This window comes from Amycolatopsis sp. QT-25 (genome assembly GCF_029369745.1).
Classification (GTDB): domain Bacteria; phylum Actinomycetota; class Actinomycetes; order Mycobacteriales; family Pseudonocardiaceae; genus Amycolatopsis.
The window spans coordinates 7,156,592-7,173,841 of sequence record NZ_CP120210.1; the positions used below are offsets into that span (position 1 = coordinate 7,156,592).

The 17,250-nt window shown below is 69.8% G+C and carries 20 protein-coding genes and 1 riboswitch; of the genes, 12 read left to right on the forward strand and 8 right to left on the reverse strand.

Annotated elements, in window-relative coordinates; translation table 11 throughout:
• The first annotated feature begins 97 nt into the window (after nucleotides 1-97).
• Nucleotides 98-928, forward strand: a complete 831-nt coding sequence (gene thiD / locus P3102_RS33520; protein WP_276364666.1) for a bifunctional hydroxymethylpyrimidine kinase/phosphomethylpyrimidine kinase — start codon at nucleotides 98-100, stop codon at nucleotides 926-928.
• Between the two features lie 26 nt (nucleotides 929-954).
• Complete coding sequence (locus P3102_RS33525) at nucleotides 955-1,761, forward strand: ion transporter (RefSeq protein ID WP_276364667.1); 807 nt, start codon at nucleotides 955-957, stop codon at nucleotides 1,759-1,761.
• Here P3102_RS33525 and P3102_RS33530 read toward each other — a convergent pair.
• From P3102_RS33530 to thiO, 4 genes are all read right to left on the reverse strand, one after another.
• Nucleotides 1,739-2,173 carry a MarR family transcriptional regulator gene (locus tag P3102_RS33530; protein WP_125683770.1) on the reverse strand — a complete coding sequence of 145 codons (435 nt, stop codon included), beginning with the start codon at nucleotides 2,171-2,173 and terminating at the stop codon, nucleotides 1,739-1,741. The genes P3102_RS33525 and P3102_RS33530 overlap by 23 nt on opposite strands.
• Before the next feature lie 109 nt (nucleotides 2,174-2,282).
• Nucleotides 2,283-3,041 (reverse strand): thiazole synthase, encoded by a 759-nt coding sequence (locus tag P3102_RS33535; protein ID WP_276364668.1) that lies wholly within the window; start codon nucleotides 3,039-3,041, stop codon nucleotides 2,283-2,285.
• Nucleotide 3,042: 1 nt separating this feature from the next.
• Nucleotides 3,043-3,243: a sulfur carrier protein ThiS gene (gene thiS / locus P3102_RS33540; RefSeq protein WP_276364669.1), complete on the reverse strand. Its 201-nt coding sequence runs from the start codon at nucleotides 3,241-3,243 to the stop codon at nucleotides 3,043-3,045.
• Nucleotides 3,243-4,319, reverse strand: a complete 1,077-nt coding sequence (gene thiO / locus P3102_RS33545) for a glycine oxidase ThiO (protein WP_276364670.1) — start codon at nucleotides 4,317-4,319, stop codon at nucleotides 3,243-3,245. Before thiO ends, thiS begins: the two co-directional genes overlap by 1 nt.
• A riboswitch (TPP riboswitch) is annotated at nucleotides 4,315-4,422 on the reverse strand. (Overlaps the previous gene by 5 nt.)
• Nucleotides 4,423-4,452: 30 nt before the next feature.
• On the opposite strand from thiO, the gene thiE reads away from it, so the two are divergent.
• Nucleotides 4,453-5,118, forward strand: a complete 666-nt coding sequence (gene thiE / locus P3102_RS33550; protein WP_276364671.1) for a thiamine phosphate synthase — start codon at nucleotides 4,453-4,455, stop codon at nucleotides 5,116-5,118.
• 71 nt (nucleotides 5,119-5,189) lie between these two features.
• Here thiE and P3102_RS33555 read toward each other — a convergent pair whose 3' ends face one another.
• Nucleotides 5,190-5,912 (reverse strand): hypothetical protein, encoded by a 723-nt coding sequence (locus P3102_RS33555; protein WP_276364672.1) that lies wholly within the window; start codon nucleotides 5,910-5,912, stop codon nucleotides 5,190-5,192.
• A 150-nt stretch (nucleotides 5,913-6,062) separates the two neighbouring features.
• Here P3102_RS33555 and P3102_RS33560 point away from each other — a divergent pair, with 150 nt between their 5' ends.
• The gene (locus tag P3102_RS33560) at nucleotides 6,063-7,001 is read left to right on the forward strand and encodes a threonine/serine dehydratase (RefSeq protein WP_276364673.1); all 939 of its coding nucleotides are present in this window, start codon (nucleotides 6,063-6,065) and stop codon (nucleotides 6,999-7,001) included.
• Nucleotides 7,002-7,165: 164 nt separating this feature from the next.
• Here P3102_RS33560 and P3102_RS33565 read toward each other — a convergent pair whose 3' ends face one another.
• Both P3102_RS33565 and P3102_RS33570 read right to left on the reverse strand, forming a co-directional pair.
• Nucleotides 7,166-8,680: an MFS transporter gene (locus P3102_RS33565; protein ID WP_276364674.1), complete on the reverse strand. Its 1,515-nt coding sequence runs from the start codon at nucleotides 8,678-8,680 to the stop codon at nucleotides 7,166-7,168.
• A gap of 120 nt (nucleotides 8,681-8,800) precedes the next feature.
• Nucleotides 8,801-9,565 (reverse strand): GntR family transcriptional regulator, encoded by a 765-nt coding sequence (locus tag P3102_RS33570; RefSeq protein WP_276364675.1) that lies wholly within the window; start codon nucleotides 9,563-9,565, stop codon nucleotides 8,801-8,803.
• Between the two features lie 140 nt (nucleotides 9,566-9,705).
• On the opposite strand from P3102_RS33570, the gene P3102_RS33575 reads away from it, so the two are divergent.
• Together P3102_RS33575 and P3102_RS33580 are read left to right on the forward strand one after the other, a co-directional pair.
• A complete protein-coding gene (locus P3102_RS33575) occupies nucleotides 9,706-10,749 on the forward strand; it encodes an SIS domain-containing protein (protein ID WP_276364676.1) in 1,044 nt (347 codons plus the stop codon).
• A gap of 53 nt (nucleotides 10,750-10,802) precedes the next feature.
• The gene (locus tag P3102_RS33580; RefSeq protein ID WP_276364677.1) at nucleotides 10,803-11,735 is read left to right on the forward strand and encodes a BadF/BadG/BcrA/BcrD ATPase family protein; all 933 of its coding nucleotides are present in this window, start codon (nucleotides 10,803-10,805) and stop codon (nucleotides 11,733-11,735) included.
• Nucleotides 11,736-11,842: 107 nt separating this feature from the next.
• Here P3102_RS33580 and P3102_RS33585 read toward each other — a convergent pair whose 3' ends face one another.
• Nucleotides 11,843-12,526 (reverse strand): DUF3159 domain-containing protein, encoded by a 684-nt coding sequence (locus P3102_RS33585; RefSeq protein WP_276364678.1) that lies wholly within the window; start codon nucleotides 12,524-12,526, stop codon nucleotides 11,843-11,845.
• Nucleotides 12,527-12,796: 270 nt separating this feature from the next.
• Here P3102_RS33585 and P3102_RS33590 point away from each other — a divergent pair, with 270 nt between their 5' ends.
• The 6 genes from P3102_RS33590 (at nucleotide 12,797) to P3102_RS33615 (ending at nucleotide 17,235) form a co-directional block, all read left to right on the forward strand.
• The gene (locus P3102_RS33590) at nucleotides 12,797-13,636 is read left to right on the forward strand and encodes an SGNH/GDSL hydrolase family protein (protein ID WP_276364679.1); all 840 of its coding nucleotides are present in this window, start codon (nucleotides 12,797-12,799) and stop codon (nucleotides 13,634-13,636) included.
• Nucleotides 13,637-13,806: 170 nt separating this feature from the next.
• Nucleotides 13,807-14,532, forward strand: coding sequence for a cell envelope biogenesis protein OmpA (locus P3102_RS33595; RefSeq protein ID WP_276364680.1), 726 nt, complete (start codon nucleotides 13,807-13,809; stop codon nucleotides 14,530-14,532).
• 7 nt (nucleotides 14,533-14,539) lie between these two features.
• Nucleotides 14,540-14,974, forward strand: coding sequence for a hypothetical protein (locus P3102_RS33600; RefSeq protein ID WP_276364681.1), 435 nt, complete (start codon nucleotides 14,540-14,542; stop codon nucleotides 14,972-14,974).
• A 92-nt stretch (nucleotides 14,975-15,066) separates the two neighbouring features.
• On the forward strand, nucleotides 15,067-15,543 hold the full coding sequence (locus tag P3102_RS33605) for a hypothetical protein (RefSeq protein WP_276364682.1): 477 nt from the start codon (nucleotides 15,067-15,069) through the stop codon (nucleotides 15,541-15,543).
• On the forward strand, nucleotides 15,540-16,424 hold the full coding sequence (locus P3102_RS33610) for a hypothetical protein (RefSeq protein WP_276364683.1): 885 nt from the start codon (nucleotides 15,540-15,542) through the stop codon (nucleotides 16,422-16,424). Before P3102_RS33605 ends, P3102_RS33610 begins: the two co-directional genes overlap by 4 nt.
• 160 nt (nucleotides 16,425-16,584) lie before the next feature.
• Complete coding sequence (locus P3102_RS33615) at nucleotides 16,585-17,235, forward strand: DUF4190 domain-containing protein (protein WP_276364684.1); 651 nt, start codon at nucleotides 16,585-16,587, stop codon at nucleotides 17,233-17,235.
• The last annotated feature ends 15 nt before the right edge of the window (nucleotides 17,236-17,250 follow it).

Below are 17,250 nucleotides of genomic sequence, written 5' to 3' on the forward strand. Positions count from 1 at the left end.
CGGACGAGATCGGTCTCCTGGCGTCGACCGGCCCGCCCGAAAAGGGTGAAGCGCGCATCCACCTGACCCGTCGAGAACGCACGTGGAAAATGAACCCATGAGCGAGAACCCGAGCCCGCCGTCGGCGCTGACCATCGCGGGGTCCGATTCCGGCGGTGCCGCCGGCCTCCAGGCGGACCTGCGCACCTTCCTCACCTGTGGCGTGCACGGGCTGGTCGCGGTCACCGCCGTGACCGTCCAGAACACCCTCGGCGTGCACGACCGCACCGACCTCCCGGCGCATATCGTCGCGGGCCAGATCGAGGCCGTCGCGGCCGACATGGGCGTCAACGCGGCCAAGACCGGGATGCTCGCCTCGGCCGAGATCATCCACGCCGTCGCCGCGGCGTGCGACAAGGCCGACATCGGCCGCGACGCCAAGGTGCCGTTCGTGGTCGATCCGGTCGCGGCGTCGATGCACGGCCATCCGCTGTTCGACGACGCCGGGCTGGCCGCGCTGCGGGAGGAGCTCCTGCCGCGCGCCACCGTCCTCACGCCGAACCTCGACGAGGTCCGCCTGCTGACCGGCATGACCGTGACCACCCGCGAACAAATGCATCAGGCGGCCGTCGTCCTGCATCGGCTCGGGCCGAAGTACGTGCTCGTGAAGAGCGGTCACCTCGTCTCCGACCCGGAATGCGTCGACGTGCTCTTCGACGGTTCCACCTTCGTCGAACTGCCGGGCGAGCGGTTCGCGACCCGGCACACGCACGGCGCCGGGGACACCATGGCGTCGGCGCTGACGGCCGGTCTCGCGAAGGGGATGTCCGTCGTGGAGGCCGCCCGCTACGGCAAGTGGTTCGTTTCACACGCGGTCGAAAACGCCTATCCGATGGGCGCGAAGGTCGGCCCGGTTTCGGCGTTCTGGCGGCTTGCGCCGGAGCACTGAGCACACGTCCGGTTACGATCTGCGCCGTGACGGGACGCGAAACGGTGGCCAGGGTCGTCGAAGACCGCCGCTTCCAGAACTTCATCATCGCGGTGATCGTCTTCAACGCCGTCACTCTCGGCCTGGAGACCTCCACGAGAATGGTCGCGGAGTACGGGCCGCTGCTGCACACGGTCGACTACCTCGCGCTCGGGATCTTCGTCCTCGAACTGGGCGCGAAGCTCTACGCCTACCGCGGGAGGTTCTTCCGCGACCCGTGGAACATCTTCGACCTGGTCGTCGTCGGTATCGCGGTGATCCCCACGACCGGCCCGTTCGCGGTGCTGCGGGCGTTGCGGGTCCTGCGGGTGCTCCGGCTGATCTCGGTCGTGCCGTCGATGCGGAAGGTCGTCACCGGCCTGCTCGCGGCGATTCCCGGCATGGCGTCGATCGCCGCGCTCCTCGCGCTGATCATCTTCGTCGCGGGTGTGATGGCCACGAAGCTGTTCGGCGCGATCTCGCCGGAGAACTTCGGCGACCTCGGCACTTCGCTGTTCACGCTGTTCCAGGTGATGACCGGCGAGGCCTGGCCGGACATCGCCAAGGAGATCATGAAGGAAGCGCCCATGGCCTGGGTGTTCTTCGTGGTTTACATCCTCGTGTCCAGCTTCGCGGTGCTGAACCTCTTCATCGCCGTCGTGGTGAGCGGGATGGAGGACGAGCTTCGCCAGGACATCCGCGAGGAGGAGGCGAAGCAGACTGAAACCCAGGCCGAGGCGAACCAGGAGATCCTCGACGAGCTTCGCGCCCTTCGCGCCGAAGTCGCGGAGCTCAGCGCTCTTCGTCGGCGATAAGCGCTTCGAGCGCGGGGAGAGCCGCCGCCAGGGCCGCCTGATGCTCCGGAGTCAGCCGTTCGAGGCGTTTGCCCAGCTCGTTCACCCGGGTCGAGCGGACGCCGGAAACCAGCCTCTCGCCTTCTTCGGTGGCCTCCGCGAGCCAGGCACGCCTGTCGATCGGGTCCGATTCACGGCTGACGTAGCCCGCTTCGACCAGCGAAGCGACGATCCTCGACATGGTGGCCGCGGCGACGCCCTCCTTCGCCGCGAGATCACCCAGGCGGAGCTGGCCGTAGTGCACGAGCGTGGCGAGCGCCGAGATCGCGCCGTGGCCGGGTCCGGGCACGCCCGCCTGACGCAGGGACCGGGACAACCGGCCGACCGCCAGGAACAACCTGCCTGAAACGTCCTGGACCGCTGACGTGGTCACCACTGGCTCCTCTGGGTACACGGCGGCGGATGCGCCCCCGGAAAGTGCCGTCAACCATACGGGCATCCGGAGTGCGCTCGGTGTCAAGGCCGTGAACCGTACGAAAGGGTTATCGAGGCGGGCTCGAAGCGTGGGCCCAGAACCGCTGGGGAATCCGTCCCGCACCGGCGGCGAGCCGCCCGGCGGTGACCGCCGCCCGCATCGCCGACGCCATCCGTTCCGGGTCCGCGGCCCTGGTCACGGCGGTGGAAAGCAGGACGGCGTCGCAGCCGAGCTCCATCGCCAGCGTCGCGTCCGAGGCCGTGCCGATACCGGCGTCGAGGATCACCGGAACTCCCGCGCGCGACACGATCAGCTCGATGTTGTGCGGGTTCCGGATGCCGAGACCGGTGCCGATGGGCGCGCCGAGCGGCATCACGGCCGCGCAGCCCGCCTCCTCCAACCGCAGTGCCAGCACCGGGTCGTCGTTGGTGTACGCCAGCACGGTGAAGCCGTCCGCGGAGAGCTGTTCGGCCGCTTCGACGGTCTCGAACGGGTCCGGCAGCAGCGTGCGGTCGTCGGCGTGGACCTCCAGCTTGACGAGGTCGGTTTCGAGCGCTTCGCGGGCGAGCTGGGCGGTGAGGACCGCTTCGGCGGCCGTCCGGCACCCGGCGGTGTTGGGCAGCAGCCGGATGCCGAGCCGTCGAAGCAGTTCGAGGACGCCGGAGCCGCCTTCGGCGTCGGCTTTGCGCATCGCGACCGTGGTCAGCTCCGTACCGGACGCCACCAGCGCGCGTTCCAGGACGGCGAGGTTCGACGCGCCGCCGGTGCCGATGATCAGCCGCGACGAGAGCTTGTGCTCGCCGAGGACGAGGTCGTCGCCGGTCATGTCAGCCTCCTTGCACAGCGGTGAGGATGTCGACGCTGGCGCCCTTGCGCACCACCGCTTCCGGCCATTCGCCGCGCCGGACGACCACGCCGTCCACCGCGACCGCGACGCCTTTCGTCGTCGTCCCCAGTGCCTCCAGTACGCCTTCGACGGTGGTCCCGTCGGGGAATTCACGCCACTGGCCGTTGACCTGGATCTCCATCACACCCGCTCCTCGCTTCGCCGTGACGGCGCTGCCGCCGCGACCTCGTCCGGCACCGGCCCACCGTCCAGCCAGGCGACCGCCGCGTCCGCGGTGACCGGGGCCATCAGGAGACCGTTGCGATGGTGACCTGTCGCGGCGAAGACGCCTTCGCCCAGCTCACCGATGAAGGGCATCGTGTCGACGCTCGCCGCGCGAAGGCCGGCGGCGGTCTCGACGAGTTCGTACTCGGTGATGCCCGGAAAGACGCGCTCCGCACCTTCGAGCAGCTCACGAACGCCCCGGACGGTGACGGTCTCGTCGAAGCCCGCCTCGTACTGGGTCGCGCCGAGCACGAGCTGGCCGTCGTCACGCGGGACGAGGTAGATCGGGCGGCCCTCGACCATCGCGCGCACGGTCCTCTTCGGGGGCGGCAGGCAGCCGCGCCGCGGCCGCAGGCGGAGGATCTCACCCTTCAGCGGGCGGACGGCGCCGGCGAGCGCGGGGTGCAGGCGGCCGGTCCAGGCGCCCGCGGCGAGGACGACGCTGCCGCCACCGAGAGCTCCGAGCTCCGCGACCGTTTCGTAGCGGAATTCGACCCCGTGCCTGCCGCAGCCGTGCCGGAGCGCGTGCAGCAGCCTTCTGTTGTCCACCGCCAGATCACCCGGCACCAGCAGTCCACTTCGGACGGACCCGGCGAGACCGGGCTCGGCGCGGCGGGCCTCGCGGCCGGTCAGCCGCTCGACCTCGCGGCCGAGGCCGGCGAGGTACGCGGCGAGCATCTCGAGGTTGCCCGCGTCGGCGCCGTCCAGCGCGACGACGAGCGTGCCGTGCGGCGAAAGGCCCGGGTCGATACCCTCTTCGGCCAGGTCACGGGCGAAGTCGGGCCAGCGCCGAAGCGACGTTTCACCGAGGGTGAGGACGTCCTCCTCGCCGGGCCAGGCCTCGGTGACCGGGGCGAGCATGCCGCCCGCCAGCCACGACGCGCCGCGCCCCGGCTCGGGGTCGTACACGGTGACGCGATGGCCCCGCGCGGACGCGCGCCAAGCGACCGAGAGGCCGATGACCCCGCCGCCGACCACCGAAAGTTCCTTCATGTGCGATCACGCTCCCTGCGCCGGCATGACCCGGATCAGGTTCCACGGTCGGAGCGGTCCCGGCTCCCTCTCAGCCCGTCCTCGGGCTCCCGTGCGGACCACCCCACCGTAGCGCGCGGGTACCGTCGCCGCCATGCCCACCCTGTCTGGTTCGCTGATCCGCGCCCGGCTCGCGGACGCCCGCCTGTACCTCTGCACCGATGCCCGGTCCGGCCGCGGCGACCTCGCCGGATTCGCCGACGCGGCGTTGGCGGGCGGGGTCGACATCATCCAGCTGAGGGACAAGACCGGCGGTGCCCCGATCGAGGCGAAACACGAGATCGCCGCATTGGAAGTGCTGGCCGAGGCGTGCGAGAAGCACGACAAGCTGCTGGCGGTGAACGACCGCGCGGATGTCGCGCTCGCCGTCGGCGCGCACGTGCTGCACCTGGGCCAGGACGACATCCCGGTGTCACTCGCCCGCCGGGTCCTCGGCGACGACGTCGTGATCGGCCGGTCCACCCATTCGGCCGAACAGGCCGAGGCCGCGGCCGGGGAGCCCGGCGTGGACTATTTCTGCACCGGCCCCTGCTGGCCGACCCCGACGAAACCGGGCCGGTCCGCGCCGGGGCTCGGCCTGGTGCGCTCGACGGCGGGACTGGGGACGTCGCGACCGTGGTTCGCGATCGGCGGGATCGACGCCGATCGGCTGCCCGAAGTCCTGGACGCCGGCGCGTCGCGGATCGTCGTCGTCCGGGCGATCACCGAGGCCGAAGACCCCGAAGCGGCGGCTCGCACGCTTCGCTCCGCCCTCCCCTGACGCAATTCGGCACCAGCTTGCGATAGTCGGGGAGGCGAACTATCGCAAGCTGGTGCCGAATTGCCAGGGGGTCAGGGGGCGGGGGTGTTCGAAGCGGGGGCCGAGGGCGGCGCCTGGGAGGTCGAAGGCGTCGTGGACGGCGCCCGTGTGGTCGTCGAAGGCGCCTGGGTGGTCGTGGGAGCCGTCGGTGTCGTGGACGTGTTCGGCGTGGTCGACGGCGTTTTCCCGGGCTGCTTGCCCGCCGTTTCCGAAGGTGACGTCGCCGGCGGGGTGTCGGGCTCGTCCCGGCGTTCCTGGGCCTGGCCACCGCCGATGATCTTTCCGATGGTCGTCCCGGTGCCGCCGCCGACGGTCTTGCCGGTCGCCCCCTCGAAGCCGGTGATCGCGACGAGCGCCACCGCGAACGCCACCGCGCTGACCCCGGCGATCACCGCCCAGCGCGGTTTGAACTTCCGCCCCGCCGGTTTCTCTTCGTCGTCGGACGGCTTCAACCGGACGGTTTCCTGCTCGGCCGGGTCGAGCACCCGGCGACGTCCCGGCACGGTCAGCACCACCCGCGCCTTCAGCGCCGCGTCCTTCGTCCGCTGGAGCGAACGCAGGTACAGCTCGCCACCGAGGGTGGTGATCACACTCGCCAGCCCGGCACCCGTCACCGTTCCGGCGACACCGAGCGTGGAACCCAGCATGGCCGCGGTGATCGCGGCCATCGCGGCCGCCGTCACCTGGACGATCCGCCCCTGCTTTTCCGTCTTTTCGGTCTTTTCGGTGTCCTTCTCGGAAGTCTCCTTGGTCATGATCCCGTTCTGTAGCTAGTCGGTCCTCATCCGGTCCCAACGAACAAGGCGTGCGGGATGCTCCCTTCGTTGTCCACACGTGAGGAGCGCCACGCCGTCCGTCCAAAATGGACTGTCCATGATACACGACTCCTTGGCATGATCGGCCGTATGGACTTGGTATCGATCGAGGAAATCCGCGACGCGGCGAGCCGTGTCGAAGGCGTCGCGGTACGCACACCGTTACTGGAACAGTCGTGGGCGCCGCTGTGGCTCAAACCGGAAAGCCTGCAACCGATCGGTGCGTTCAAGGTGCGCGGCGCGTACAACGCGATCGCCGCGCTCGACGAAGCCCAGCGCGCCCGCGGTGTCGTGGCCTTCTCCAGCGGCAACCACGCGCAAGCGGTGGCCTACTCGGCGAAGCGGTTCGGGATCCACGCGGTGATCCTCATTCCGGACGTCGCGCCGCGCGCCAAGATCGAAGCCACCAAGGCGCTCGGCGCCGAGGTCATCGAGGTCCCGATCGACGCTCAGGAGTCTTCGGCGCTCACCGTCGCCGAAGAACGGGGACTCACCATGATCCCGCCGTTCGACCACCACGACGTCATCGCCGGGCAAGGCACCGTCGGCCTGGAGATCGCCGAAGACCTGCCGGACGCCGGCGTGGTGCTCGTCCCGCTCAGCGGTGGCGGGCTGGCCTCGGGGGTCGGCACGGCGATCAAGGAACTGCTCCCCGGCGCGAAGGTCGTCGGCGTCGAACCGGAACTGGCGGCCGACACCGCCGAGGGCCTCCGCGCGGGCAGGCGCGTCGAGTGGCCGATGGACCTGCGAGCGCGGACCAGCGCCGACGGCCTGCGCGCCCAGCCGTCGGACCTGACCTTCGCCCATCTCCAGGCGGTGCTCGACGACGTCGTCACCGTTTCCGAGGAGGAGATCCGGCAGGCCGTCCGGACACTGGCGCACCGCGCCCGCCTGATCGCCGAGCCGAGCGGCGCCACCGCGACCGCGGCGTTCCTCTCGCACCGCGACGCGCTACCGCCGGGCAAGGTCGTTTCGGTCGTTTCGGGCGGCAACCTGGACCCGGCGACGCTGGCCACGCTGCTCGCGTAACTCGCGTGACCGGCGCCGTAACTCGCGTGATCACAGGCGTAACTCGCGTGACCGGCGCCGTAACTCGCGTGATCACAGGCGTAACTCAAGAGATACGCCTGCGATCACGCGAGATACGCCTCTGATCACGCGAGATGCGGCTGCGATCACGCGAGTTACGCTGATCACGCGTGTCCGGCGGGGCGGACGTGGGTCGGGGGCGAGTCGACCCCGCAGTGGAGACATTCGCCCGGATGCGGTGACTCGCCGGCTTCCGCGGCCGCTTCGGGGGAAGGCGTGTCGAGGACGCCGTTGTGGATGCCGAGCGCGATCAGGCCGCCGCCGATCGCCAGCGCCGCGCAGACGAGCAACGCCGTCCGCCAGCCCGCGGTCAGCGCCACCGGATCGGTGTAGGCGGCGCCGGACAGTCCGGCGACGGCGGGCAGCACGGCGATCGCGAGCAGGCCACCGGACCGGGCGATGGCGTTGTTGACCCCGGAGGCGACACCGGCGTACCGGTCCGGCGCGGCGGCCAGCACCGTCGCGGTCACCGGCGCGACGACCGTCGCCAGTCCGGCGCCGAACACCACGACGGCGGGCAGCACCGAACCGAGGTACGAAGACCCCGGCCCGACCCGCATCAGCAGCAGCATGCCGACGCCGACCAGGATCGGGCCGGCGACCAGTTGGGTACGCGGCCCGATCTTCTGCGCGAGCGCGCCGGACCGGCCGGAGAACAGCAGCATGATGACGGTGATCGGCAACCCGGCGAGTCCGGCCGCGGTCGGCGAATAGCCCAGCGACACCTGCAACTGCATGACCATCAGCATCATCACCCCGCCGAGTGCCGCGTAGACGACGAAGGTCAGCGCGTTGGCGAGGCTGAACGTCCGGTCCCGGAACAGGTTCGGCGGCACCAGCGGATCGGCCGAGCGGTGCTGGATCACCAGGAACGCCCCCAGCCCCGCGACACCGAGCACGATGGCCACCAGGACGACGACGTCGCCGATTCCGCGTCCGGGCGCCTCGACCAGCGCGCCGGTCAGCCCGGCCAGCCCGATCGCGCCGACGGCGGCGGCGAGGAAATCGGGATGCCCGGTCGCCTCCTCGTCGCGGGACTCGGGCACGTAGCGCCGGGCGAGCAGGACGCAGACGGCGGCCAGCGGCAGGTTGATCAGGAACGCCAGCCGCCACGACCACACCTGGACGAGCACGCCGCCGACCAGCGGGCCGATCGCGGCCGCGATGCCGCCGAGCCCGGACCAGGCGCCGATCGCACGGGCCCGGTCTTCGTGGGCGAAGGACGCTTGGAGGATCGCGAGCGAACCGGGCGTGAGCAAAGCTCCCCCGATGCCCTGGAGGATCCGGGTGGCGACGAGCATCTCGGTCGTCGTCGCGGCGGCGCACAGTCCGGAGGCGATGCCGAACCAGACGACGCCGACGAGGAACACGCGGCGGCGGCCGTAGCGGTCGCCGAGTGAACCGGCGACGAGGATCAGGGCCGCGAGGGCGAGCAGGTAGCCGTCGAGGATCCATTGAAGACCGGCGACGGACGCCTTGAGTTCTTCGCCGATCCTCGGCAGGGCGACGTTGATGATCGTCCCGTCGAGCATCGCCATGCCCGAGCCGACGATGGTCGTGGCGAGTACGCCGCGCGCCACCGGCGTCCCCCACCGGATTCCCGCCACCGTGTCAGTCATAGGACGACTGAAACACGCAACCACGCGCATGGCCAACGAAACCCGTCAATTCTCTGACGTGTCAGAGAAAAGGGAGCCGAAACCACGGGAACCGGCGGACCCGACTTCCGAACGTTCGCGTCAGCGCGCCTCGGGAAGGAGCGTGGTGACGAATTTGTAACGGTCACCCCGGTAGATCGCGCGCGCGAACTCGACCGGTTTTCCGTCGGTGGCGAAGGAATGCCTCGAAAGGAGCAACATCGGCATTCCGACGTCGGCGCCGAGCATCTCCGCCTCGTGCGGGCCGGCAAGGGCGGTCTCGATGGTTTCCTCCGCCCTTTCGAGCTCGACGCCGTAATGCTCCCTCAGCACGGCATACAGCGAGCCACCTGCGGAAACGTGTTTGCGCAAACCGCGAAAGCGGCCGAGTGGGAGATGTGTGGTCTCGAGTGCCATGGGCTGCGAATCGGCCAGCCGGAGACGGCGAAGGCGAAGGATCTTCGCCCCGACCCGGATTCCGAGGAGTTTCGCGAGATCGGCTTCGACCGGCACTTCGTCGATCTCCAGGAGCTTCGACGACGGCCTGAGGCCTTGCTTGTGCATGTCCTCGGTGTAGGACGACAACTGGAGACGCTGCGCGAGTTTCGGCTCGGCGGCGAAGGTGCCCTTGCCCTGTACGCGGTGGAGCCTGCCTTCGGCGGTCAGGTCGGCGAGGGCCTGCCGGACCGTGGTGCGCGAAACGGTGAATTCCCCCGCGAGCGCCCGTTCCGTCGGAATCGGCGAACCGGGGGGCAACGCGTCGAGCAGGTCGAGCAGATGCTGTTTCAACGCCCAGTACTTGGGTTCGCGTTGCCCGCGTATCCCTGCCGTAGCGCCCGCCTCACTCGCGGTGGTTGTCTCCAACATGACCGATTCCCTAAGCCTTCCCACTCGAACGCGCACCGTCCCCGCTAGGAAACGTACCCTTCACCACAAACGTCCATTCGGGCTAGCATTGGTCTAGACCTACTCGGGGGACGAAGTACGTCCCGGTCGAAGGGAACGAGATGACCGAACAGCGCCCCGGCGAGCACATGGCCGCGGAGATCTCCCAGCAACCCGCCATTCTGGCAGGAATCGTGGAGCGGCAGGCCGAAATCGCCGAGGTGGCCGAAGCCATCTCAAAGCGCCCGCCCAGGTTCGCACTGCTCGCCGCCCGCGGCTCCAGCGACCACGCCGCCCTGTATGCGAAGTACCTGATCGAAGTACTCCTCGGTCTCCCCTGCGGTCTCGTCTCGCCCTCGACCGCGACTTTGTACGGCGCCCGTCCCGATCTGCGGGACGTTCTCTTCATCACAGTAAGCCAAAGCGGTGGTTCTCCGGATCTCATCGAGGTCACCGAAACGGCGCGTCGTCAGGGAGCGCTGACCGTCTCGGTCACCAACACCCCGTCCTCGCCGCTGCGCGCCGCCGCCGAACTCGGTGTCGACATCGGCGCTGGCCTCGAAAAGGCCGTCGCCGCCACGAAGACGTACTCGGCCACCTTGCTTTCGCTTTACCTTCTGATCGACGCGGTCCGCGGCGGCAAGGGCGCCGACGCGGAGAAGCTCGGTGAGTTGGCACAGGCCACCCTCGACGCCTCCGAAGAAGGCGTGCAGCGCGCGGTGGACCGCTACCGCTTCGTCGACCGGGTGCTCACCACGGGCCGCGGTTACTCCTACGCCACGGCGTTGGAAGGTTCCTTGAAGCTGGCCGAAACCAGCTACCTCGCGGCGCGCGCGTACAGCGGCGCGGACCTGTTGCACGGTCCGGTCGCCGCGGTCGACGGCGAGACCGCCGTGCTGGCCGTGACGAGCCAGGGGCACGGGGTGGGCGCGATGCAGGAGGTCCTCGAAGCCGTCGGCAAACGCGGCGCGGACGTGCTCGCGGTCGGTTCCGCTTCGGCCGACGTCCCCGCGGCGCTGCGGATCGGTGTCGCGCCGTCCGCCGAAGAGGTCGCCCCGATCCTGGAGATCCTGCCCATCCAGCGGATCGCGCTCGGCCTCTCGCTGGCACGGGGCGGTGACCCGGACAGCCCGCGCGGGCTGCTCAAGGTGACCAAGACCCGGTGACACACCGCCGACGTACTTCCTCCCGCGGAGGCGGCGGGGGGCACTGTGTCGGTGTGGACGCCGGAGGCACGTCGACGCGAGCGATCGCGGTCGACGCCTCCGGCGCCGTCCTCGGGAGCGGGCGCGCGGCCGGGGCGAATCCCAACTCCCATTCGCCGTCGGAGGCCGCCGCGCGGATCGCGAGCGCGATCGGCGGCGCGCTGGACGGGCTGGATCCGGCCGCGACCGAGGCGTGCGTCGTCGGCATGGCGGGTGTCAGCAAGCTGAGCGATCCGGCGATCGCGACGATCTTCGAAGCCGCTTGGAGAGACCTCGGGCTCAGTTCGGTGCGGACGGTCCCCGACCCCGAAGTCGCCTACGCGTCGGCCACTTCCGCGCCGGACGGTTCGGTTCTCGTGGCGGGCACCGGGTCGATCGCCTGCCGGATCCGCGGCAGGCGGACGGTCTCGACCGTGGGCGGCTACGGCTGGCTGCTCGGCGACGAGGGCTCCGCGTACTGGCTCGGCCGGGAAGCAGTTCGCTCCACTTTGGATGTGCTGAGCCGCGGCGGCGAACTCGGCCCGCTCGCGCGCTCCGTGCTCACCGAAGCGCTCGGACCGTCCGCAGTGGACCCGGTGGGTGACCGGGCCCCGCTGTGGCGCGCGCTCGTCACGAGCGCCAATTCCGAGGCGCCGGTCCGGCTCGCCAGGTTCGCCCCGTTCGTCAGCGAGGCCGACCGCGAAGGCGACCCCGCGGCGGACGGGATCACCAGCAGGGCGGCCGCCCTGCTGGTGACGAACGTCATGGCCGCACGCGATCCCGGGGAGACCACCCCGATCGTGCTGGTGGGCGGTGTGCTGTCGCCGTCTGGCCCGGTGGGGGCGAAAGTGCGCGCCCGACTGACCGGGATCGAGGTCTTGACCAGCACAGACGGGGTGCTCGGTGCCGCTTGGCTCGCCGCCGTCGATGCGTACGGGGAGGACGCACCGCGACCGGTGTCCTCCTGAAAAACACCCAAAACCAGCCCGAAAAGACCAAACCATCGACTCCGGGGCCGAACTCCGGGTACCGTAGGACCCGGCCCCCGGACCCTCCCCCCTCGCCGGGGGCCGCCTTATGTCCTGGGCAGCCCGTCGGGCTCGGCATCCGAGGGATCCCCGTTCTCCTCCACCACTCGCAGACCGGGATGTTCCGGCGGCAGCGTGCGGTACAGCACCCACCCGCTCACGGCGACCGTCACCGCGACCAGTGGCCAGGACAGCACCGTCCGCGCGATGCCGAGCGGGACCACCTGCCCGCTCCACCACAGCGAGCCGTACACCGCCACCCGCAGCGTGTACTGCAGGAACACCCACACCCAGCTCGCCCGCGAATACGCGCGCAGCAGCGCGGGATCCCGGCGCCAGCGGGTCTTCTGCCCGATGACGAGCCCGACCACGACGCCGAGCAACGGCCACCGCACCACGATGCTGGCCGCCCACAGCAGCGCGCTGGCCACATTGGACAGCAGCTGGATGAGGAAGAAGTCTTCGGCGCGGCCGGTGTGCAGGGCGATGAGAGCGGCGGCGATCACCGCGGCGAGGCTCACCACGACCGCACGGGCCTTGTCGCCGCGCGCCACCCGGTACACCCCGAGCAGCACCGCCACCCCGATGGCCACCCCGGCACCCCAGGCGATCGACTGATCCGCGATCAGCCAGCCCAGGACGAAGGCCGCGGGCGGGATGCTCGCGTCGATGGCGCCACGCCGCCCGCCGAGGATCTGGGCGAGCGACTCGCGCGGGGGTCGTGAGGTCACCCTTACAGCCTGCCGGATCCGTCACCCCGAACACCCGCGCGGGGAGATGTTCGCCACACACCCTGTCCGGTTTACACCGACTTGAGGGGAATCTGCGTGGCGCAGGTGTACATCCCGGTAAAGGGGATGCAGGGAGCTCCGCCAAGATAAGAGACTGTGTCGACGGCCTGAACCACGGGTTTCGCGCGGCGGGGATTGCAGGGGCGCTCCCGGCTGTTAGTTGTGGTGTACAAGTACCACCGGGGGCACACGGACGGAAGGGGACCCAACGTGTACGGATTCGACAGCTACGTGGCGATCGGTGACAGCTTCACCGAAGGACTCAACGACGATCTGCCCGACGGCACCTTCAGGGGCTGGGCGGACAGGCTGGCGGAGATCCTCGCCGAAGGCAGGTCCGATTTCCAGTACGCGAACCTCGCCCTCCGCGGCAAAATGCTCGACGAGATCCTGGAAGAGCAGTTGCCGATCGCGCTGGCGGTGAAGCCCGACCTGGTCACCCTGTGCGCGGGCGGCAACGACATCATCGTGCCCGGCGCGGACGTGGACGCCGTCGCCGCGCGGCTCGAGGCGGGGGTCGCCAAGCTGCGCCAGGCCGGGATCCCGGTGCTCATCTTCAACGGGCCGGACACCAAGTACCTGTCCGTGATGCACGTGCTGCGGGGGAAGGTCGGCATCTACAACGCGCATCTGTGGGCGATCGCCGACCGGCACGGCGCCAAGATGGTCGACATGTGGGCGATGGCCCCCCTGCACGACCGCCGCGCCTGGAGCGACGACCGGCTGCACTTCACCCCCGAGGCCCACCGGCGGATCGCGCTGCGCGCGGCCGAGGTCCTCGGCGTCCCGGTCGCCGACGACTGGCGTGAGCCGTGGCCGGCGTCCGATCAGCCGAGTACCTGGATCACTTCGCGCCGCTCCGACCTCGAGTGGACGAAGGCGCACCTGCTGCCGTGGATCCGGCGTCAGCTCAAGGGCGAGTCCATGGGCGACGGCCTGTCCCCGAAGCGCCCCCAGCTCGCGCCGCTGCTCCCGTTGGAGCAGATCGACTCGACGGGCGTCTCGATCCCGGCCAACGACCTGCGGGAAATCCACCACCACGCGAGCTGAAGCGCGCCGGTACAGATGAGTCGTGAGTGGCGATTCGGGTCGGAGCCCGAATCGCCACTCACGACCCACCTGACCCCCGCGGCACCGGCACCACTCCATCGGTGTCACCCGGAAGGGTCGGTGACGAAAGCCGGTTCGCCAACCGGTCGGAGGCGGCCTACAGTCCCTTCATGCCCGGTACCCGCTGGAGCCGCTTGCCGCCTACAGCGCTGCTGGTCACGCTCGTCTTGACGGTGATCACCGTCTGGTCGACCTCGGCCGACGTCGAGGCCGAGCTGACGGCGCGCGCGAAGTACGCGCTCGCCGACGTCGGTGTCTCCGGCGGCCAGGTGAGCTTCTCCGGCCGCGACGCCGTCCTCGCCGGCTTCCCGCCGAACGAGGCCGCGCAGGCGATGGACGCCATCCAGCGGATCGACGGGGTCCGGACGGTCGAGATCTCCGGTGACACCGCCCCGCCCGCCGGTCCGGTGACGACCAGCGGCGAACCGTCGAGCCCGCCGCCGACGCCGACGCCGAGCCCGTCACCCAGCCCGACGCCGACTTCGGCCAAGCCGACGGACAAGGCGGGGTTCCAGGCCGAGCTCGACCGGCTGCTGACGGCCACGCCGATCACGTTCGAACCGGACGGCACCGAACTCACCGCGGAAGGCGAACGCGGCGCGCTGGAGATCGCGAAGCTGCTCACGGACGCCCCCGCCGGGCTGCGGTTCCGGATCACCGGGCAGGTGGCGACCGGTTCGGACCGGCGGCTCGCGCTGAACCGGGCGCTGACGGTGGAGCGGTTGCTGGAGCGCAACGGGGTCGACCACGATCAGGCGTACTCCATCCAGCGCAGGAACCCCGACGGCGCGAGCGGCGAGGGCCGCCGCGTCGACATCACGGCAGAACAGAGGTGATGGCTGAATGCTCTGGCTTTTCGGACAGATCTGGCTTTGGCTGCTCATCTCCTTCGCCCTCGGCTGCGGGGTCACCTGGCTGCTGATGCGCGGCGAACGACGTGAGCGTCCGGTCGTCGAACCGGTGGTCCACGAGCCGGTACCCGCCGTCGCGCCCGAACCGGAACCCGAGCCGGTACCCGACCTGCTGTCCACCGAACGGACGCAGTTCATCCCGCCCGCGCGGATCCACGACGACGAGGAGCCGTTCGACCAGGAGGCGGAGGGCCACCGCGAGGGGCAGCTGTCCCCGGAACTGGTGCGGGCCCACCTGCCGGAGCAGCCGGAACCGGCCGCCAAGAACGGCGGGAGCGGGCGCGAACCCGAACCGGTCTGGCCGAGCGACGAGGACTGGCCGCCCGCCGGGCGCGTGCCCGAGCACCGGCCGGGGCAGGGCGGCTGACACCCGCCTGGTAAATTCGGCTACGCACTGTGAGCGTGACGCCGGGTACGTTTCTTCGATCGGGAGCTCCGGCACACGAAGGAGGCTCCGATTTGGCGCTCCCCTATTGGACGCCGCACAACCTGCTGCCTCCGGGCCGCCATCCCGCCGATCTGGCCGACGTCTACGAGCGGCTGGTCTTCGACGCGCCGCATCAGAACGACCGCGAGATCCTGTTCAGCGCGCTGAACAGCTACCTGGGGGTCGCCCGGCGGATCATGCCCACCGGCCGCGCGTGGATCGGCGGCGATCTGACCGCCAGGACCCCGCACGCCCCGGTCGGGCTCGACGTGGTGCTGATCCCGGACGAATGGGGCGCGCTGAAACGGCTCGACGACGCCGGCCGCTCGGCGCTGTACGGGCTGCTGACCTTGCGCGGGGTCATCGTCGGCCAGCCTGCCATGTATCTGGACCAGATCCAGCCCGTCGGCGGGATGCTCGACGGTTTCCTGTGCCGCCCCGGCGACGAGGAGATCTGGGAGGAAGTATGGGCATCGGGTGGCAGGGGTATTCCGGAAGTGATCTGGTGAGGAACGAATTCCGGCGTATCGCCGACGAGATCCCCGGCGGCACCTGGCTCGACGACCTCGCCCGCGCGTCGGCGATGGCCGCGTACGCGAAGTTCGAGCGGACGTCGCGTTCACCGCTGCTTCGCGTGTCCGTGCTCGGCGAGTCGCATCTGGACGCGTACACCTTCTCCGACATCAGCCGCGCGTTGCAGGACGCGACGGCGAAGATCGGGCACATCATCCGCAATCCGTCGGGCGAGGTGACCTTCGTCCAGCCCGCCGACCGGGAGAAGGCCCCGCTGATCCAGCGCGGCCAGGCGGGGAACGCGATCTTCTTCGGTTTCCCCGAACCGGCGTTCGACGACGCGCTCATCCACGACGGGCTCGAGTCGCTGTCCGAACGCGCGGTCAAGGAGCTGTGCGACTTCCTGCCGGCCAACGGCTCCGACGACGGCGCGCTGGACGCGGTGCTGCTGCAGCGCGACACCGTCCGCAACGCGGTCAGCGACATCGTCAACGCGGTCAGCAAACACGCCGGGATCGGCATGGCGCTGACCCCGACCGCCGGCGACGAACTGACCCGCAGCATGACCACCGAGCAGGCGAGGATCCTGTCCGGGAGCCTGCGCGAGTCGCGGGAGGCCGTCGGCTACGAGACGGTCAGCGGCAGGCTGGACGGCGTCCGCACCCGGCGCCGGATCTTCTATCTCGAACGCGAATCGGGCGGCACGATCCAGGGCGCGGTCGCGCCGGATCTGCTCGACGAGATCAAGGAGAACCTGGACCGCCCGGTGACCGCGCGGCTGCGCGTCGTGCGCACGACGACCATCGACGGCCGCCGCGGCCGACCGGTGCACGAACTGCTGGAGATCACTCCGGAAGTGAACCTGTTCGATCAGTGATCGGGTTTCGACATTCAGCGATACCGCAATTCTCGTCAAAAAATATCGGCAATCGCTTGATCATCGTTGAATGCTGACTTTTTCCGGCAGGTAACAATTTCGGCCATTACCCCGAACGATGGGTTAACGTCTTCGGACGGAAGCCTCCGAAAGGGCATGTATGCCGACCGATCCACCACTCCCGCACCCGCCAGCCACCCGCTACGGCCCCGGGTTCGCCGCGCACGGCACACGGCACCGCAAACCCAAGAACGGCCTGGTCATCGCGGGTTTCCTGGTCGGCATGGCAGCGCTCGGGGTCGCCTTCGTCCCGGTCGCCGGGATCGCCGCTTGGCCGCTCGCCGTGATCGGGATGATTCTTTCCGTGATCGGTTTGACCAAAATCAAGAAGGGCGAAGCGGACAAGAAGGGAATGGGGATCGCGGGACTCGCGCTTTCCATCGCCGGCTTGGTGGCCGCGATCGGGTTACTGGTCTACACCAGTTTCTTCGCTACTGGCCAGTCGGGGCTGCACATCCCGGCCGTCGCCGGGGACAAGAACACCGTCGAGTTCGTCGTCAGCGCTTCGGGCGGCGCGACCGTCCGGTTCGGCGCGCTCAACGATCAGCGCACCGAAAAGACCCCCGCGAGCACCGACGAATGGCGCGGCACGGCGTCCTTCAACTCGGGCGAATACCTGCTCACCGTCACCGCGGACACCCGGAACTCGTCGGTCAGCAACCAGATCGCCTGCTCGATCCTGGTCAACGGCCGAAAGGTCGCGGAGAACAAGGGCCAGACCATCGCCCTGTGCACCGCCAGCACCGGCTGACCCGCGCAATTCGGC

What these genes read in the sequence shown, in the direction of transcription:
- thiD (WP_276364666.1), top strand. Translation starts at nt 98, where the DNA reads ATGAGCGAGAACCCGAGCCCGCCGTCGGCGCTGACCATCGCGGGGTCC.
- P3102_RS33535 (WP_276364668.1), bottom strand. Translation starts at nt 3,041, where the DNA reads ATGACCGGCGACGACCTCGTCCTCGGCGAGCACAAGCTCTCGTCGCGG.
- thiS (WP_276364669.1), bottom strand. Translation starts at nt 3,243, where the DNA reads ATGGAGATCCAGGTCAACGGCCAGTGGCGTGAATTCCCCGACGGGACC.
- thiO (WP_276364670.1), bottom strand. Translation starts at nt 4,319, where the DNA reads ATGAAGGAACTTTCGGTGGTCGGCGGCGGGGTCATCGGCCTCTCGGTC.
- thiE (WP_276364671.1), top strand. Translation starts at nt 4,453, where the DNA reads ATGCCCACCCTGTCTGGTTCGCTGATCCGCGCCCGGCTCGCGGACGCC.
- P3102_RS33555 (WP_276364672.1), bottom strand. Translation starts at nt 5,912, where the DNA reads ATGACCAAGGAGACTTCCGAGAAGGACACCGAAAAGACCGAAAAGACG.
- P3102_RS33560 (WP_276364673.1), top strand. Translation starts at nt 6,063, where the DNA reads ATGGACTTGGTATCGATCGAGGAAATCCGCGACGCGGCGAGCCGTGTC.
- P3102_RS33565 (WP_276364674.1), bottom strand. Translation starts at nt 8,680, where the DNA reads ATGACTGACACGGTGGCGGGAATCCGGTGGGGGACGCCGGTGGCGCGC.
- P3102_RS33570 (WP_276364675.1), bottom strand. Translation starts at nt 9,565, where the DNA reads ATGTTGGAGACAACCACCGCGAGTGAGGCGGGCGCTACGGCAGGGATA.
- P3102_RS33575 (WP_276364676.1), top strand. Translation starts at nt 9,706, where the DNA reads ATGACCGAACAGCGCCCCGGCGAGCACATGGCCGCGGAGATCTCCCAG.
- P3102_RS33595 (WP_276364680.1), top strand. Translation starts at nt 13,807, where the DNA reads ATGCCCGGTACCCGCTGGAGCCGCTTGCCGCCTACAGCGCTGCTGGTC.
- P3102_RS33600 (WP_276364681.1), top strand. Translation starts at nt 14,540, where the DNA reads ATGCTCTGGCTTTTCGGACAGATCTGGCTTTGGCTGCTCATCTCCTTC.
- P3102_RS33615 (WP_276364684.1), top strand. Translation starts at nt 16,585, where the DNA reads ATGCCGACCGATCCACCACTCCCGCACCCGCCAGCCACCCGCTACGGC.